The following is a 17,235-nucleotide window of genomic DNA, read 5'->3' on the forward strand; positions in this document are numbered from 1 at the left end:
GGGGCACAATTTTATCTCGGTTGATCCAAAAGAGACCGTCATAAGCCAGACAATTGGTTCTGTCTTGGATGCAGAATGGTGGCACGCAGCCTCGCATAAAGAACGTCGGCTGTCAGACCCTGACGGTTTGAACTTGCATCTTGTCTTTCCGCTGAATTGACACTCCATAAGACTGCGCCTTAGATCGGGTAACATGTTTGGTCTTCCCTGGGCTTGAAGAGGCCTTGAGGACGAACAGATTAAACGGCGTCCAACAGGGCCGCCAAAGCAGGGAGAGACAGTGAGCAGGATAATTTCCTTCTTCTTCAGGGGCTTGGAAGGTCTGTTGGTGCTTCTGCTGGCGGGTATGGTTGTCATGGTTTTTGGCAATGTCGTGTTGCGCTATCTCTTTGATACCGGGATCGACGTATCCGAGGAACTCTCCCGCTTCTTCTTCGTTTGGCTGACCTTCATCGGTGCCGTCGTGGTGGGGCGCGAAAATGCCCATCTGGGTGTCGAGACTCTTGTGGCGCGCCTTGGCGACAATGGTCGCAAGGTTTGCATGGTTCTGTCCGACCTGTTCATCATCGGCTGCTGCGTCGTCTTCTTTTGGGGAACCTGGCAGCAGGCCGAGATCAACGCCACGAATTACGCGCCTATCACCGAAATCTCGATGCTTTGGGTCTACGGAGTAGGATTCTTCACGAGCATCGGACTGGGCGTGATGGCCGCTTTGCGGATCCTGCGTGTCGTGACTGGGCGAGTGAGCGAGCATGAACTCAAGGCGTTCGCCGGAGACTACAGCGATGATGAAGCGCATGCCCTGAGGGAGCGACTCGAGTGACAATCATTGTCTTTCTCACCTCGCTTCTTGGAGCCATGGCTCTCGGAATGCCGATTGCCTTTGCTCTGATTGTCTGCGCTCTCGCGCTCATGCTCTGGCTCGGTAATTTCGACAGCCAGATCGTGGCTCAGAACATGATTATCGGGGCCGACAACTTTCAGCTTTTGGCCGTGCCGTTCTTCCTATTGGCCGGTGAATTGATGAATGTCGGCGGCTTGTCGAAGCGCATCGTCAATTTCGCTCTGGCGTGCCTCGGGCACATTCATGGCGGACTGGGATACGTTGCCATCGTCGCGGCACTCATTCTCGCGGCACTGTCAGGTTCTGCTGCGGCGGATACGGCTGCTCTTGCGGCTATCCTGATTCCCATGATGCGGAATGCCGGATATGACATTCCAAGGTCGGCGGGTCTCATTGCTGCGGGCGGCATCATCGCTCCGGTGATACCGCCGTCGATCGGCTTCATCGTCTTCGGCGTTGCCGCCAATGTGTCGATCTCCCAGCTCTTCCTGGCAGGTGTTGCCCCTGGACTGATGATGGGACTGTCGCTTGTCGTTGCGTGGGCCATCGTCAGCAGAAGAGACAAGATGCAGACAGCGCCCCGGGCCACCATGCGCGAGCGCGGCAAAGCCTTCATCGATGGGTTTTATGCTCTCCTCATGCCCGTGATGATCCTGGGCGGCATCAAATGGGGTATCGTGACGCCGACCGAGGCTGCAGTTCTTGCTGCCGTCTATGCGCTCATCATCGGCATGTTCGTCTATCGCGAACTGAAGCCGTCGATGCTGTATGGCGTGTTCCTCACGGCGGCGAAGACGACGGCTGTGGTGATGTTCCTTGTCGCCGCCGCACTTGTCTCCGCCTGGCTTATCACGCAGGCGAACATACCGGGCGAAATCAGCGGGCTCATCGAGCCTCTGATGGGGAACAAGACCCTGCTCATGTTCGCTCTGATGTTCCTTGTCGTTATCGTCGGAACTGCGCTGGATTTCTCACCGACCGTGCTGATCCTGACGCCCGTTCTCATGCCGATCGTCAAACAGGCAGGTATCGATCCCGTCTATTTCGGTGTGCTGTTCATCATCAACAATGCCATCGGCCTGATCACGCCTCCGGTGGGAATCGTGCTCAATGTCGTAAGCGGTGTCGCCCGCGTGCCAATGGGAGCCGTTATCCGCGGCGTGAACCCATTCCTGATCGCCCAACTTATCGTGCTCATTCTGCTCATCATCTTCCCCGATCTGGTTATGGTGCCCTTCTCCTGGTTGAGAGGGCGATGAGCCGGCTGAAAAACTAAAAGAGAGAGGAAACAATCATGAACGCTTTCAAATTCGCTCTTGCTGCTGGTGTCGCAGCAACCGTTATGGCCGCTGTTCCGGCCTATGCCCAGTTCACGGAGCGCAACATCCGCTTGTCCAATGGCGTGAACGAGGATCACCCGAACGGCAAGGGCGTCGAGAAGTTCCGGGCCTGCCTCGCCGATAAGTCCGGAGGCAAGCTGAAGGTGCAGGGCTTCTGGGGCAACGCCCTGGGTGGAGACCTTCAAGCCACGCAGGCTCTTCGTTCCGGCACCCAGGAGATGGTCGTCACTTCGAGCTCGCCGCTCATTGGCATTCTGCCGGATCTCGGCGTATTCGATCTTCCGTTCCTGTTCGCCAATGAGAAGGAAGCCGATACCGTTCTCGACGGTGCCTTCGGCAAGTACGTCGACGGCAAGCTCGAAACGGTAGGCCTCGTCAATCTGGCATACTGGGAGAACGGCTTCCGGAATCTTACGAATTCGCGCCGGCCGGTCGAGAAGTGGGAAGACTTCAAGGGCCTGAAGGTCCGCGTCATGCAGAACAACGTGTTCCTCGACACGTTCAAGAACATGGGTGCCAACGCCGTGCCGATGGCGTTCGGCGAGGTGTTTACGGCCCTTGAGACCAAGGCCATCGACGGCCAGGAAAATCCGTTCGTGACCATCGATACCTCCAAATTCTATGAGGTGCAAAAATACCTTTCCGTGACCCGTCACGCCTATACCCCGTTCCTCGTTCTCTATTCCAAGAAGCTGTGGGACGGGCTGTCGAAGGATGAGCAGGCGGCTCTGCGGGACTGCGCCGTTGTCGCTCGTGACGAGCAGCGCAAGGTTTCACGCGAGCTCTCGCAGGCCTCTCTCAACAAGATCAAAGGAGAGGGCATTGTCGTCAACGAGCTCAACGCTCAGGAAGCCAACCGCATGCGGGAGCAGGCCAAGTCGGTCTGGGAGAAGCATTCCGCGACCATTGGCCCGGAGACGGTGAAGTTGATGCAGGCGGAACTGGACAAGGTTCGCCCGAAGTAAGCTTTGGATTTCGCCAGGAACCGCGCGGCTCGTGAAGCTATGCTCGCGATCGGCGCGGTTCGCCCTTTGATATCCAAGAAGCCTGCAGATACCTGAACGTGGAGAAGGTTTCGATCGATGCAGATCCTCATTCTCGGAGCGGCCGGGATGGTCGGCCGCAAGCTTACGGAACGACTGGTGAAGGAAGGCCAGTTGGGCGGAAAGGCGATCACGCGCCTTGCTCTGCATGACGTGGTTGAGCCCCAGCGCCCCGAGGCTTCATTTGCCATCGATACGTTGACCTCCGATTTCTCCATGCCTGGAGAAGCGGAGAAGCTCATTGCAAGACGTCCCGATGTCATCTTCCACCTTGCCGCCATCGTTTCCGGTGAGGCCGAGGCGGATTTTGACAAAGGATATCGGATCAATCTCGACGGCACCCGGTTTCTGTTCGATGCCATCCGGACCATTGGAGATGGATACAAGCCGCGGATGATCTTCACATCCTCCATTGCTGTTTTTGGAGCTCCATTCCCGGAGGCGATCGGAGATGAATTCTTCCTGACGCCGCTCACGAGTTATGGCACGCAGAAGGCGATGGGTGAGCTGCTGCTCGCCGATTACACGCGACGTGGGTTCTTCGACGGTGTGGGAATCAGGCTTCCTACGATCTGTGTCCGACCTGGGAAGCCCAATAAGGCGGCGTCGGGCTTCTTCTCGAGCATTATTCGTGAACCGTTGAACGGTCACGAGACGGTCCTGCCGGTTTCGATGGATGTGCGCCATGCCCATGCCTCGCCACGATCCGCCGTGAATTTCCTTGTTCATGCGGCAACCCTCGACACGTCGAAGATCGGCCCGAGGCGCAATCTGACGATGCCGAGTGCGTCTGTGACTGTGGGTGAGCAGATCGACGCGCTGCGGCGTATTGCTGGCGATCAGGCGGTTGCCAGAATCCGTCATCAGCTCGACCCGGATATCATCCGCTTCGTCGAGGGCTGGCCCCGCCGCTTCGATGCCAGCCGTGCCGAGAGCCTGGGCTTCCGTGCCGAGGAAAGCTTCGACGAGATCATATCCATCTATATCGAGGATGAGCTTGGTGGCGTCATCCCGAGGTGATGGGGGACACCACGGCGCAATACGGAGGATGTGCCGTCGACGGAAGTCTCAGCCTCTGGGCCGCTCCGAAAAGAATCTCTGCCGAAAAGATGCCCATTGATGGATTGCCCAGAGCGTGAAACGTCCTACGGGCTTCTGCAGAAAGGGTATGTCATAGGCAATCAACAGCAGGCCCAAGGGAAGCATCCACAATCCGAGGAACGGCAAGATCGAGAAGATCCCGCCAAGGATGAGGAGAACACCCATTGGAAATCTGACCCACCGCGAGTCCGGGTGGCGAAGGCTGCGAAGGACACGCGCGACCTTGCCCGGCACCTCATGCTCCAGACGCCTGAATGCCTGCCTTAGAACCGCTCTTCCACTTTCGTGTCTCATGCTCTTCGCAATATCCATGGCCGATAGGAGTTCCGTCAAAGCCTCAAGAGTGGCTGGGAGCTCCTTCAGGGCAGCCTTTCTGCATCATGGACATTGAACGCGAGCTGAATCGGCATCCTGTCGCCCGGTCTTTACGCCAGGAGAACAGGTTCAGTTTCTCACAGGCGGGCTTAGAGATTGAGACCCGAAAGCGCGTCGGCGACCGCCTGTGCCCCCTGTTCCCGAACTCGCATGATCCTGAGAGCCCGCTCTTTCTGCTCGAGGCGATAGAGGTAGGGATCGAACTCGAGCGGTAGGGCAGGGTCGCCGGGATAACGCGGCTTCTCCGCTCGCTCGTAGTAATCTGACCTCAGCATCTGCCCAAGATGCTCCCGAACCGAGGGTGGAAGCGGCAGAACACTATGGCGTGCCGGTAGCGTCGGAGAGCCTAAGTGGCTCGTTCCCTGATGTTGCGCAACGTTATCAAACATCGATTTGGCCCCGCAGAACTGCTCAGGTTAACGCGCAGCCGATGACTTGGTTGCAGTCACGATTGGCACAAACTGACGCAGGCAACCCGCGTCATTTGCGGGACTGTTCGGCAAGCCTGGATCAAGCTTTCCCCATTAGAGCTCCCCAGGATATGAGGTGGGGAAGAGCTTTGCGAAACGACCCTTTGCTTGCCGAGCGACTTGAATTCATTGGCATCGATGACGGGACTTGCCGCGATCTTCGCACGATCTGGCAGGAGATATCTCCTGAGCTGCCGAAGATCCTCGAACGGTTCTACGCGCATATGCACCGGCAGCCGCGCCTTTCCAAATTGATCGGGACGCAGCAGTCCCGGCTCGTTTCGGCCCAGTTGCAGCATTGGAGCAGGCTCTTCAGCGGTAACTTCGATGCCTCTTATGTTGACGGAATTCGACGCATCGGCCTCATTCACAACAAGATCGGCCTGGAGCCCCGGTGGTATATCGGAGGCTATGCCTTCATTCTCAATGAACTGGTGGGTGCTCTTTCGAAGAAGCACCGCTTCAAAGGAGCAATGCTCGCCCGCAAGCTGACGGTGATGAACCAGGCTGTCATGCTGGACATGGACTTTGCGATTTCCGTGTATGAGGAGGCCTTCGTCCAGGATCGCCAGAAAAAAGGTGAGCTCCTGTCACAGGCTGTCGTCGCCTTCTCCGATGCCGTTCAAGAGAGCCTGCAGATTTCAGGGCAGGCGAGCGGCGCCTTGTCGGACAGTGCGACGGCCCTCGATGAGGCAACCGGAAGCGCCAGTAATCTTGCCATTCAGGTCACGGCGGCTGCCGAACAGACAGCCTTGAACATGCAGTCCGGAGCGGCCGCGGCGGAACAGTTGGCATCGTCTGTTCGAGAGATCGGGCAGCAGGCCAGCCGTTCGGCCGATGTCGCGCGGCATGCCTTGGAGAACTCTCAGCGCACCAAGGAATCTGTCACCGGACTGGCTGAGCAGGCCAAGCAGATCGGAGACGTGGTTGATCTGATCGAGCGGATTGCGGCTCAAACCAATCTGCTTGCGCTGAATGCGACGATCGAAGCAGCCCGTGCTGGAGAGATGGGTAAGGGCTTTGCCGTCGTGGCGCAGGAAGTCAAAACCCTCGCCAACCAAACCGCCAAGGCAACAACAGAGATCGGTTCCCGTATCGGCGCGATCCAGGAGGCTACGCAGCGAAGCGTGTCCGATATCGACAATATCGGTCGTATCATGGAGGAAATGAGCGGTATTGCCACGGCAATTGCCGCTGCCGTCGAAGAGCAGGCTGCGGTGACATCGGAGATCGCCGTGAACGTCAACCAGACCAATGATCATACCCATGCCGTGGTCCGGAGCATCGAGGCCCTGACCGGATCGACAGCCTCTGCAGCAACCGCGGCGCAGAGCGTCTCAAGCGCCAAGCATACCTTGGACCAACAGCTTCAGCGCCTGAGACAGGACATCGACCAATTCCTCGCGACCGCAAGAGCCGCCTAAGCTGAACGTGCGGGGAAAGCCTGAACACTGTCGGCCTTTCCCAGGCTCGTCTTGAACAGTCTAAACTAATGGAGAGAAACTGATCTGGGCGGTGATTGATTGACTTGTCGTATCTGATCCCGCGAGGTCGGCTGAAGTCAGTTTTTGCCGCTGAACCGTGTCTTTTTGGGTACAGACACGATCCCGCAAATCAGACACCTTACAGATAGCTGTCGCCGGAACTGTTTCTGGTACAGCCACAAGGCGGGTTCTGTGTGGGGGACACAGATGGATCAGACGGACCAAGAAATCGAGCATATCGCTCGGGCGTTCTTTGCCGCTCGGAATGAAACCGGGGTTTGGGAAACTGCGTCGCGAGTCCTGAAGCACGAGTTTCGCCTCTATGCGCGACATGCTCTGAGCATGATCGAAAAAAAGCAGGAGCAGGTCTGGGGTGACAGCCGTGAGATGACAGTGGCGCCCTCCCTCGAGGCCGCATGACGGAAGCTCTCCAGCGCTGAAAAGGCCAAAGTCTGTCTCGAGATTGCTCCCCAGGCATGGGCGGACATCACGGCTTTTTGTGCGCCAAAAGGGGGAGGCCTGTTGAAGGCGTCGCGTTTCCTGCCAATTTGAAAGGGTGCAGACTCTCTCCTGAGGGTCTGAGGAGCGTTTCATGCAATCACCCGACGAATGGGAAATTCCTCCTGAGTACCAGCCTGACCCGAGAACCCTCGGCTATGACCTCAAGGATGCCCTGGCCGCCGTGGTTTCCCTGCGTGCGCGAGTTCCTGACGACGCCTTCACGGCCGAGACGCTCGGGACGGAACGGGCGGGACAGGGCGTCGTCATCCGGGATGACGGCCTTGTCGTCACCATCGGCTATCTGATCGCCGAGGCCGAGGAAGTCTGGCTGACCACCAACAAGGGTCGGGTCGTTCAGGCCCATGTGCTCGCTTACGACTATGAGAGCGGTTTCGGACTGGTGCAGGCGCTCGAACCCCTCGACGTGCCGGTGCTGGCCTTGGGCGATTCCCATCATCTGGAACCTGGCGATCAGGTGGTGGTCGGAGGCAGCGGAGGGCAGAGCCATTCTCTCGCCGCACAAGTCGTCGCCTGCCAGGAATTCGCGGGCTATTGGGAATATCTCATCGATCCCGCCATCTTTACCGCGCCGGCCCATCCCAATTGGGGCGGAACCGCCTTGATCGGACCGCGCGGCGATCTGGTCGGCATCGGTTCGCTCCAGCTCCAGCATCAGGCGTCCGGCGGCACCGTGGTGCCCCTCAACATGAGCGTGCCGATCGACCTCCTGAAGCCGATCCTGGACGACCTTTTGACTCTTGGGCGGACCAGGAGTCAGCCACGACCCTGGCTCGGATTCTATGTTGCAGAGGCGGAGGATGATCAGATCACGATTATCGGGTTGGCCGGGGATGCTCCGGCGCAGCGCGCGGGCTTGCGGGCCGGGGATCAGATCCATGCGGTCGCGGGCCAGCCCGTGACATCGCTGGCGGAGTTCTATCGCGCCATCTGGGGCCTGGGCGCCGCCGGTGTCGATGTGCCGCTAACCCTCGAACGGGAGGGTGATACGTTCGATGTGACGGTGAGATCGGCCGACCGTGGCCGCTTCATGAAGGGGCCGCGCCTGCAATAGCCATCAAGGCCTGTAGCACGGCTTTGCAACAGTCCAGGCGGCCCCATTCCGGGGATCAATCGAGCAGACCGTGAACGGACACTCGTCCCTCAGATGGAGGTTGAGACATGAGTCCGAAGGTTACGTTGCCGAGAGGCGATACCGTTCCAGCTCTGGGCCAGGGAACTTGGCAGATCGCTGAGACGGCAAGCCGGCGGGCTCAGGAGATTGAAGCGCTCCGCCTTGGCGTCGAACTTGGCATGACGCTCATCGATACCGCCGAGATGTATGGAGAGGGAGCCGCGGAGAAACTTGTCGCAGAGGCCCTTGCCGACCAGCGCGAACGACTGTTCCTCGTGAGCAAAGTCTATCCGCACAATGCGAGCCGCCAGGGTGTCGCGCAGGCCTGCGAGCGCAGTCTCAAGCGCCTGAGGACGGACCGTCTGGATCTCTATCTGCTGCATTGGCGTGGAGGCGTGCCGCTGGAGGAGACGGTGGCTGGGCTCGAAGAGCTTCGCCGCGCCGGCAAGATCCGTCATTGGGGCGTCAGCAATTTCGATGTCGATGACATGGAAGAGCTGTTTCGGGTGCCTGCCGGTGAAAACTGCGCCACCAATCAGGTGCTCTACAATGTGACGCGACGAGGCCCGGAATTCGATTTGATCCCCTGGATGGCCGAGCAGCGCATGCCGCTTATGGCCTACAGCCCGATCGAACAGGGCAGGCTCCCGCGCGGCGACGTTCTGCAGAGGATCGGACAGAAGCATGGAGCAAGCCCGTTCCAGATTGCCCTGGCATGGCTCCTTCAAAAGCCTGACGTGATCGCGATCCCGAAGGCCTCAAGTCCCGATCACGTAAGGGACAATCATCGAGCGCTTGAGATCCGCCTCGACAAAGAGGATCTTGAGGCCATCGATGCCGAGTTTCCAACACCGAGACGCAAGCGCCCGCTTGAGATGATCTGATCCATTCCGAGAACAAGGACATTGCAGGTTGATGACTTTCACCGGAGCCGACGCACTCGCTGTTGCGGACATTCTCAGAACCACTGCCCAGGCCGAGATCCTGCCACGGTTCCGGAATCTGTCGGCCGATGCCATCCGGACGAAATCCTCGCAGCTCGACCTCGTGACGGATGCCGATGAGGCCGCCGAGCGTGTCATCGAGGCCGAGATTCTGCGCAGGTTTCCGAAAGCGATTGTCGTCGGCGAGGAGGGTGTCAGCCGAAATGCGAGCCTGCTCGATGGCATCGGCGACGCCGAACTCGCCTTTATCCTCGATCCTGTCGATGGCACCTTGAATTTTGCCTCAGGCCTGCCGCTCTTCGGCGTCATGGCCGCTGTGGTGATGAAGGGCGAGATCGTCTGCGGTGTGATCCTGGACCCGATCTCGGACGATTGGGCGATGGCCGTTCGCGGGGAGGGGGCCTGGATCCAGCGCCCGGACGGTAGCACCATCCCGCTTCGCGTTGCACCGCCGGTGCCCTTGTCGCAAATGACGGGCAACGTCTCTTGGCGGTATCTGCCGGAGGATCTCCGCCCTGTCGTGACGGGAAATCTGCCGAAGGTTGCGATGGCGGCCGATCTCCGATGCTCGGCCCATACCTATCGCCAGACCTCCGCCGGTCACCTTCACTTCTCGTTCTCATCGAGTGTGATGCCGTGGGATCACGCGGCGGGCTGGCTGATCCACCGCGAGACTGGCGGTTACACGGCGCATTTCGACGGTTCGCCTTACCACCCCGTCAATCGCGGCGGCGGTCTCATCAGTGCGCCGGACGAGGAGAGCTGGCAGGCTCTGCGCGATGCGCTTCTCCCGCCTCAGGCCTGATCTTTTTTGAGATAGTTGTAGACCGTAGCACGGCCGAGGCCCAGCACGCGCGAGATATAGGCCGCCGCATTGCGTCCACCAAAAGCTCCGTCACCGGCGAGATCCGTGACGAGCTGCTGCTTCTGTGAGCGGCTCATCTCGGCGATGGTAAGACCACGCTCGCGGGTCCATGACTGAATATACTCGTTGATGCGTTCGTGCCAGTCCTCCTTGAACAGCGAGGCAGGCTTCTCGGACGAGTGCGGCACGGCAACGAGCGCGGTCAACGTCTGCATGACAGCGTGGAAATGCGAAACATCCACATTGATGCAGAGAATGCCGATAGCTTTCTCATTCGTACGTAGGACGGCGCTGACCGATTTGATGCGCCGTCCGTCCCAGTTCACCTTTTCATAAGGCCCGATGATGATGTCGGAGGGCTTGAAGTCGATCTCGTGCAGAAGAGACGGTTCGCCGAGCTCCCGCTTGGAAAAGGGATTGGAGAGGTATACCACGGTCTCGGTCGCAAGATCGTGGAGCACCACTTCCGCATAGGGCTGGAAGAGCAGGGCGATGGCATCGCAGACCGGCGCATAGCTCGTCAAGTCGGGCGATAGCGCAACCTTGCTACTGGTTTGGCGCATCTGGTTCATTTCATCTCTACACGCACGAAAGCCGCAAGCCGTTCCAATCCCGCCTCCAGATGATGGGCGGGCGCTCCGATGCCAATCCTGATGTATTTGTCCATACCATAGACATCGCCCGGCAGAAGCATGATGCCGCGCTCTTCGCGCAGGCGATGCACCAGCTCGGTCGAATTCATGGGCATGGCATAACGGATGAAGGCCATGCCGCCCGCCTTGGGTGGCACGAAGGAGAAGAGATCATTGTTGGCATCGACCCAGCGCTGCAGCAGCGCGAGGTTCTCGCGCAGGATACGCTTGCTGCGGGACAAGATCTCCTGCCGCTTGGCGGGCTGTATGGCGATCTCAGCCACGAATTCGCTCACCGCACCCGTGGTGATCGAGGTGTAGTCCTTGCGCTGCCAGGAGGCGTAGATCTCCTGGGCCGGGCCGACGAGCCAGCCGATACGCAGGCCCGGAAGCGCCATCGCTTTCGACAGGCCGCTCGTGATAATGGCTTTCTCGTAGAGATCCGCGAAGCTCGGGGGCTCATCCTGCTCTAGCTCTGCGCCCTTATAGACCTCGTCCGCATGGAGATAGATGCCGTGCTGGCGGGCGATCGCGACGAGACCGTCCATCGTCTCGCGCGACAGGACGGCACCTGTCGGGTTGTTCGGGTTGCAGATCGTCATCATCTTCGTGCGGCTGGACACCGCTTTGCGCACATCGTCGAGATCCGGCGTCCACCCGAGTTCCTCGCGGAGCAGGACTTCCTTCACGGTCACGCCGATGGCGCGGGCCCAGCCCCAGATCTGCAGGTAGTTCGGGACGAAGACCACGAGTTCGTCACCAGGCTCCAGCAGGGACATCACGAGCAGAAAGTTTGCCTCGGCCGAGCCGTTGGTGACGATCACATGATCCGGATCGCGGTTCGGGTGAAGATTGGTGATGGCCTGCCGCAGCTCCACGCGGCCGTTCGTCCAGCCATAGCCGAGTTCCACATCGAGCACCTGGTTCTGCTGCTCGGGCGTCAGAAGCTCTCGCAGGGAATAGGGATGCACGCCGCTGTCGGACAGGTTGTACTCAACCGTGTTCTCGTAGAGCGACTGAATGCGCTCGAGCGTGAACTCTTCGATCTTCATGGCAATCCCCGCGCTGCGAAAAGCAAGTCACAGGGTCTGTAGCACCAAGAAATTGGACTTCATAGTCCAAATTGGACTTGACGGTTTAATTGTCGCGCTGCCATGGTCCGATCCGCCGGGTGCCACAATGGTGGCTCGGTGCAACTGGCCACATCTACCCCATTCCCGATTGGAGCCTTTGGGTGCAGTTCGATACATTCCTGATGGAGCGGAACCAGACGCTGTTCGAGAACGGCGTCGAGATCAATCTCACCGAGAGCGGGGTTCATCCCTGCTCCATCGAGGAAATCTTGCCTGCCGATCAGGCTCAGGCCCTGCTGCGCCTGCCGCTCGGCTATGGATGGACGGATGGGCGCCCGGATCTCAGGGCCGGTATTGCGAGCTGGTATCCTGGGGCTTCTGCCTCCAACGTGCTGGTGACGAACGGTTCGTCGGAGGCGACGATGATCACGCTGATGGCGATGATCGACCCCGGCGACAAGGTGCTCTTCGCCGTTCCCAACTTCATGCAGGTGGACGGGCTCGGACGCGCGCTCGGCATGAACATCCAGCGTCTTCCGTTGCTCGCCGATCAGGGCTGGCAGGTCGATCCGGTTACTCTCAAGAAAGCACTGGACGGCGTAAAGCTGATCGCGGTTACCAATCCCGGCAATCCGACCGGCGCCGTCCTGTCGCGCCGGAGCCGCGAGGCTCTGCTGGAGGCAGCAGAGAAGCTAGGTGCCTGGCTTCTGGTCGACGAGATCTATCGTGGCGGCGAGATCGACGGGGCGGAGACAGGGACGTTCTACGGCGATTACTCCCGTGTCATCATCACCAGCAGCCTGTCGAAATCCTTCGCCTGCCCAGGACTGCGTCTCGGCTGGATCGTCGGGCCTGAAGAGGTGGTGGCCGAAGCAGCCAAGCGGCAGGATTACACGACCATCGGCAGTGGAATTTTGAGCCAGATCCTCGGCGCCGCCGTCATGGAGCCGCAAAATCGCGAGCGCATCCTGGCACGCGGGCGAACCCTGCTGCGCGAGAATGCCGATATCGTCGAGCGCTGGGTCGAGAAGCGAAACCGCTGGTCCTGGCAGCGCCCGGCCGCCGGCGGCATGGCGTTTCTTCATTACGATTTCGACATGCCTTCGGAAGAACTGTCGAACAAGCTGCGGGAAGAGGAAAGCGTCTTCGTGGTCGCCGGAAGCTGGTTCGGAATCGAGAGCCATATCCGCATCGGCATCGGCGTGAAGACCGAGCACCTGGAGGAGGGGCTGGCTCGCCTGGATGCATTCCTCTCCCGGCGTGGCTTAGCGTAGAGAGCATACGCGATGTTGCCGAACGAGCATGTGGTGCGAGCAAGAGAGGATCTCCGGCGCCTCGTCGGCATTCCATCGGTGAGTGCACGAGGAGAATTCCTTTCTGAATGCGCCGAGGCCGCTCGCGATCTCCTCGGCGGCGCCGGATTCCGAACCGAGATTCACCCCGGTGATATTGGTCACTTCGTCGTTGGAGAAATCGGCGAGGGTCCGCTGACCGTCATGGTGTACAACCATTACGACGTTCAGCCTGAGGATCCGGTTTCATTGTGGCACAGTCCGCCATTCGAAATGACCGAGCGCGATGGGCGCTGGTATGGACGCGGCGTTGCGGATGACAAGGGTGAGTTCATCAGCCGACTTGAAGGCTGGCGCCTTTTCCGGGAGCGGCATCCAGGACCTTTGCCCTTCAGAGTCATCTGGCTCGTCGATGGTGAGGAGGAAATCGGAAGTCCTTCCCTCGAAGCGTTTCTCAAAACGCGCTTTCCGGGCGAAAAGGTCGATGTCTGCTGGTGGGAATCTGGCGAGATCGACTCGAGTGGTCGTCCCGTCGTCCTGTGCGGCTTCAAGGGTGTCATGGCCGTCGAGCTACGCTGCAGGACGGCCAAGGCCGACCTGCATTCGAGCCTCGGCGCGGTTTTCGACAACCCGCTGTGGCGGCTTTCCGCCGCAACGGCTTCCCTGCGCGACAGATCGGGCCGCATTCTGATCGATGGCTTCTACGATGCCATCCGGCAGCCGACGCAGGAGGATCGGGATCTCGTGACCAAACCTCCCTTTCCGTTCGGCAGCCTGGTCGAGGCAACGGGCGGACAGCAGGTTCTGGATGGCATCGACGAAGCGAACTTCTATCGGGCGATGAATTTCGAACCGTGCATGAACGTCAACGGTTTCGCTGGCGGCTATGCGGGGGAGGGGGCCAAGACTGTGCTGCCGGCCGAAGGCTCCGTCAAAATCGATTTCCGGCTCGTTCCCGATCAGGATCCGCAGCATGTCGTGAGCCTCCTTCGCGCCCATCTCGATCGACACGGCTTCGAAGACATCGAACTCATTGTTCACGATGCCAACGTGAAGCCGGTCCGCTCGTCGACGGATCATTGGTTCATCCAGGATGCGAAAGAGATTCTGGAGAAGCATTTCGAGCGTCCCGTCATCGTGCAGCCGAGTTCACCGGCCTCCGGTACCGCCCATCCCTTCGTCGAGCAACTCGGGGCGAGCATCGTCGGTATCGGCATCACCCATCATGGTGCCATGCTCCATTCGCCGAATGAAAACATCATCATCGAGCAGTTCGAGACGATGATCGAATGTTCTGCCGCGCTCTTCGACAGGTTTGCGGAGCGAGCGGCCGCATTGAGGACGAAGACTAACCTGGAGTCCGCCTATCCCGCAGACGGAGTGACACCATGAACAACACCGTTCTCGAATCCGCCGCACGGTCGGTCCAGGCGCGTCGGCGCATCCGCCCGCATGTCTTCGAGACCCCTCTGCTGCCATCTCGTCAGATCGGCCGTGACACAGAATCCTCCGTTTTCTTCAAGGCCGAGAACTTTCAGCTCACGGGTTCCTTCAAGATCCGGGGCGCTGCGAGCAAGATGACGTCGCTCGGGCTCGACCGGAGAGTCATCACGGCATCGTCCGGCAATCATGGCATCGCATCGGCCCAAGCTGCGAGCTCCATCGGTCAGGCCTTGACCGTTGTGCTGCCGGAGAATGTTGCCCGGGCCAAGCTCGAACGGATCCGTTCCTTCAATGTGGATGTGATCCTGCACGGCGCCGAGAGCGGTTTGGCAGAAGTTTACGCGCAGCAGGAGGCAGTCTCACACGGCTTGGCTTATGTCTCCCCCTATAACGATCCCGAGATCGTTGCCGGGCAGGGAACGATAGGCCTGGAATTGCTCGAACAGGCCGAGAGCATTGACAATATCTTCGTTGCCATGGGAGGCGGCGGTCTGATCGGCGGCATCGGCTCCGTGCTCAAGAGCTTCAGCCCGCACACGCGGATTTACGGTGTGGCGGCCCAGAATTCGGCCGCTCTCGCTGCATCCATGGCAGCAGGACGTGTGGTCGAGACCGGGCATCTCGATACGCTGGCCGACGGCGTTGCCGGGGGTATGGACGATGACAGCATCACGCTGCCGCTCGCGCTCTCCGTCATCGACGAGGTCGTCACATGCACGGAGGCCGAGATTGTTGACGCTCTCAAGGATCTCGCCTTCAAGGAGAACCAGATCGTCGAGGGCGCGGCCGCACTTGCTCTCGCCGGCTTTCTCAAAGTTGCCGAACATTGCAAAGGGCAGACGAACGTCGTCGTGCTCTGCGGCGCCAATTTCGACCGCGACAAGATCTTCTCTATTTTGAACGGCTAGGATCATGAGCGTGATGGCGGCTGCATCTCCGATTGCTTTTCTCGATCTTCTGCAGATCGAGGAACGACTCGAAGGTCTCGATCTGGTCGGTCTGATGGAGGGCGCGTTCGCCGCCTTCTCCCGTGGCGAAGCGGTGTTCCGGTGCCCGGTGAGCTGCTCCTGACCGATCCGCGTGGCGAGGTGCACATCAAGTATGGATATCTGACGAGCGGCGACACCTATGTGATCAAGATCGCCTCCGGATTCTGGAACAATCCAGCAAGAGGCCTCAGCAGCAGCGACGGCCTGCTTCTCGTCTTCAAGAGGGAAACGGGCGAACTGGCCGCAGTGCTCAATGATCGCGGGCGACTGACGGATCTGCGCACGGCTGCAGCCGGCGCAGTCGCCGCAAAACATCTTGCGCCTGAGAGAGTTGACGCGATCGGTGTCCTCGGCTGCGGCATCCAGGCGGAACTGCAGGTGCAACTGCTGCAATCCGTTCGTCCCTGCCGCAGCATCGTGGTCTGGGGCCGCAATGTCGAGCGAGCATCGGCCTATGCGGGACGGATGCGGGACAAGGATTTTTCCGTCGAGATCGTGTCATCGCCGTCAGAGGTTGCGTCTCGCTGCCGTCTGATCGTCACCGCAACAGCCAGCCCATCACCGCTCCTCCAATGGCGTGACATTCGGCCCGGCACCCATATCACGGCCATTGGCGCCGACAGCGCGGATAAGCAGGAGTTGGACGCGGCCATCATTCGCAACGCCGACGTTGTTGTGACAGACAGCAGGCACCAGGCCCAATCACGCGGGGAACTGGGGCACGCCTGCGGCACTGACATCTCTGCCATGAGCAAGGTTGTCGAGATCGGCGAGATCGTTATGGGAACGGCGAAAGGGCGTGTGAGGGCAGGCCAGATTACCGTTTCAACCTTCTCGGGGTTGGCCGTTCAGGATATCGCGATGGCGTCGGCCATTCTGAAGGGTTCATAAGGCCGATATTCCTGATCAGCCTGCCCGCTCGATGCGGCCGAGCAGAGCATCGATATCCGCGATTTTCTTGAGGCGGCGCTTGCATTGCCGGTCGAGATACCAGGCTCTGCAGATGCTCAGACCAAGAAAGGGCAGGGCCCAAAGGATGCTGACTGCATCCAGGAGAACGAGACCCAGAAATGCGAAGGAGAGGACCCAGGTTTCTATCCGTCCGAAACCTTCCGTCATTTCGTTCTTCACGAGCAATTGCTGCCGTTCTATCAAGAGATGGCCTCTGGCATGGTCGAGCCTGGACCTTTGTGCCATGGAGGGCAGAGCACCGCGCAGGGTTTCAAGAGAGCCCTTGATATCGCTCAGGCGCGATGTTCTTTCCGACGTATCAGGTTCCCGCGCAGTCGGGGTGAAAGCGGCAGCGATGCGGCGGTAGAGTGCCACGAGCGCAGGCGGCTGGTTGTCCTGTTCGGTCTGGAAATCGCTGGGTTGAAAGCTGTCCGTGATGCGGTTGCGGACCTGGACGACGATGGTGTCGGGCTTCCCGTCACGGCTGGTCCGCTGAAAGGAATTCGCAACGTGCTTGGCGATCGCCATTTCGACCGCAGCCTCGGCCCTGTCCATCGACATCAACAGCTTCCTTCGCCTCTGGTGCTTCGGTTGCGAATGGGCCGTGTGGATGAACCGAAATGCTCAGGCCGAAACGTCCGGCAGCTCCAATGTGGCAGTTCCCTCAAGGTGAAGGAGCATGGTTAACGGGTGGTTAATGATGGGGCCACTTTTCCGCACGATGCGCTAGGGAAATTGTCTGTCGCTTCGGCGCAT

General features: G+C 59.6%; 18 protein-coding genes. 14 read left to right on the forward strand and 4 right to left on the reverse strand.

What is annotated here, in order from left to right; all coding sequences use genetic code 11:
• Nucleotides 1–280 precede the first annotated feature (280 nt).
• From JO965_RS08160 to denD, 4 genes are all read left to right on the forward strand, one after another.
• Nucleotides 281–823, forward strand: coding sequence for a TRAP transporter small permease (locus JO965_RS08160; RefSeq protein WP_203443182.1), 543 nt, complete (start codon nt 281–283; stop codon nt 821–823).
• On the forward strand, nt 820–2,103 hold the full coding sequence (locus JO965_RS08165) for a TRAP transporter large permease subunit (protein WP_203443183.1): 1,284 nt from the start codon (nt 820–822) through the stop codon (nt 2,101–2,103). Before JO965_RS08160 ends, JO965_RS08165 begins: the two co-directional genes overlap by 4 nt.
• Before the next feature lie 35 nt (nt 2,104–2,138).
• Nucleotides 2,139–3,149, forward strand: coding sequence for a TRAP transporter substrate-binding protein (locus JO965_RS08170; RefSeq protein WP_203443184.1), 1,011 nt, complete (start codon nt 2,139–2,141; stop codon nt 3,147–3,149).
• Between the two features lie 117 nt (nt 3,150–3,266).
• A complete protein-coding gene (denD, locus tag JO965_RS08175; RefSeq protein ID WP_203443185.1) occupies nt 3,267–4,247 on the forward strand; it encodes a D-erythronate dehydrogenase in 981 nt (326 codons plus the stop codon).
• Between the two features lie 545 nt (nt 4,248–4,792).
• Here denD and JO965_RS08180 read toward each other — a convergent pair.
• On the reverse strand, nt 4,793–4,978 hold the full coding sequence (locus JO965_RS08180; protein WP_246776778.1) for a hypothetical protein: 186 nt from the start codon (nt 4,976–4,978) through the stop codon (nt 4,793–4,795).
• Between the two features lie 284 nt (nt 4,979–5,262).
• On the opposite strand from JO965_RS08180, the gene JO965_RS08185 reads away from it, so the two are divergent.
• From JO965_RS08185 to JO965_RS08205, 5 genes are all read left to right on the forward strand, one after another.
• Nucleotides 5,263–6,597: a globin-coupled sensor protein gene (locus tag JO965_RS08185; RefSeq protein ID WP_305846560.1), complete on the forward strand. Its 1,335-nt coding sequence runs from the start codon at nt 5,263–5,265 to the stop codon at nt 6,595–6,597.
• 267 nt (nt 6,598–6,864) lie between these two features.
• Nucleotides 6,865–7,077, forward strand: coding sequence for a hypothetical protein (locus tag JO965_RS08190; RefSeq protein WP_203443187.1), 213 nt, complete (start codon nt 6,865–6,867; stop codon nt 7,075–7,077).
• Nucleotides 7,078–7,249: 172 nt separating this feature from the next.
• Nucleotides 7,250–8,230, forward strand: a complete 981-nt coding sequence (locus JO965_RS08195) for a S1C family serine protease (protein ID WP_203443188.1) — start codon at nt 7,250–7,252, stop codon at nt 8,228–8,230.
• 107 nt (nt 8,231–8,337) lie between these two features.
• Nucleotides 8,338–9,174, forward strand: a complete 837-nt coding sequence (locus JO965_RS08200) for an aldo/keto reductase (protein WP_203443189.1) — start codon at nt 8,338–8,340, stop codon at nt 9,172–9,174.
• 31 nt (nt 9,175–9,205) lie between these two features.
• Entirely contained in the window at nt 9,206–10,039 is an 834-nt protein-coding gene (locus tag JO965_RS08205; protein ID WP_203443190.1) for an inositol monophosphatase family protein, read from the forward strand.
• Here JO965_RS08205 and JO965_RS08210 read toward each other — a convergent pair.
• Together JO965_RS08210 and JO965_RS08215 are read right to left on the reverse strand one after the other, a co-directional pair.
• On the reverse strand, nt 10,030–10,662 hold the full coding sequence (locus tag JO965_RS08210) for a transcriptional regulator (protein ID WP_246776779.1): 633 nt from the start codon (nt 10,660–10,662) through the stop codon (nt 10,030–10,032). The two genes, JO965_RS08205 and JO965_RS08210, sit on opposite strands and share 10 nt — an antisense overlap.
• A gap of 5 nt (nt 10,663–10,667) precedes the next feature.
• The gene (locus tag JO965_RS08215; RefSeq protein ID WP_203443192.1) at nt 10,668–11,783 is read right to left on the reverse strand and encodes an aminotransferase class I/II-fold pyridoxal phosphate-dependent enzyme; all 1,116 of its coding nucleotides are present in this window, start codon (nt 11,781–11,783) and stop codon (nt 10,668–10,670) included.
• A gap of 182 nt (nt 11,784–11,965) precedes the next feature.
• On the opposite strand from JO965_RS08215, the gene JO965_RS08220 reads away from it, so the two are divergent.
• Genes JO965_RS08220 through JO965_RS08240 form a run of 5 tightly spaced genes read left to right on the forward strand, consistent with a single transcriptional unit; the run spans nt 11,966 to nt 16,419 of the window.
• Nucleotides 11,966–13,078: an aminotransferase class I/II-fold pyridoxal phosphate-dependent enzyme gene (locus JO965_RS08220; RefSeq protein ID WP_203443193.1), complete on the forward strand. Its 1,113-nt coding sequence runs from the start codon at nt 11,966–11,968 to the stop codon at nt 13,076–13,078.
• Nucleotides 13,079–13,090: 12 nt separating this feature from the next.
• On the forward strand, nt 13,091–14,488 hold the full coding sequence (locus JO965_RS08225; RefSeq protein WP_203443194.1) for a M20/M25/M40 family metallo-hydrolase: 1,398 nt from the start codon (nt 13,091–13,093) through the stop codon (nt 14,486–14,488).
• A complete protein-coding gene (locus JO965_RS08230; RefSeq protein ID WP_203443195.1) occupies nt 14,485–15,447 on the forward strand; it encodes a pyridoxal-phosphate dependent enzyme in 963 nt (320 codons plus the stop codon). Before JO965_RS08225 ends, JO965_RS08230 begins: the two co-directional genes overlap by 4 nt.
• 13 nt (nt 15,448–15,460) lie before the next feature.
• Complete coding sequence (locus JO965_RS08235; protein ID WP_203443196.1) at nt 15,461–15,610, forward strand: hypothetical protein; 150 nt, start codon at nt 15,461–15,463, stop codon at nt 15,608–15,610.
• Nucleotides 15,589–16,419: an ornithine cyclodeaminase family protein gene (locus JO965_RS08240; protein ID WP_203443197.1), complete on the forward strand. Its 831-nt coding sequence runs from the start codon at nt 15,589–15,591 to the stop codon at nt 16,417–16,419. Before JO965_RS08235 ends, JO965_RS08240 begins: the two co-directional genes overlap by 22 nt.
• Before the next feature lie 15 nt (nt 16,420–16,434).
• Here JO965_RS08240 and JO965_RS08245 read toward each other — a convergent pair whose 3' ends face one another.
• Complete coding sequence (locus tag JO965_RS08245; RefSeq protein WP_203443198.1) at nt 16,435–17,040, reverse strand: hypothetical protein; 606 nt, start codon at nt 17,038–17,040, stop codon at nt 16,435–16,437.
• Between the last annotated feature and the right edge of the window lie 195 nt (nt 17,041–17,235).

The organism is Microvirga sp. VF16, from assembly GCF_016864375.1.
GTDB lineage: Bacteria > Pseudomonadota > Alphaproteobacteria > Rhizobiales > Beijerinckiaceae > Microvirga.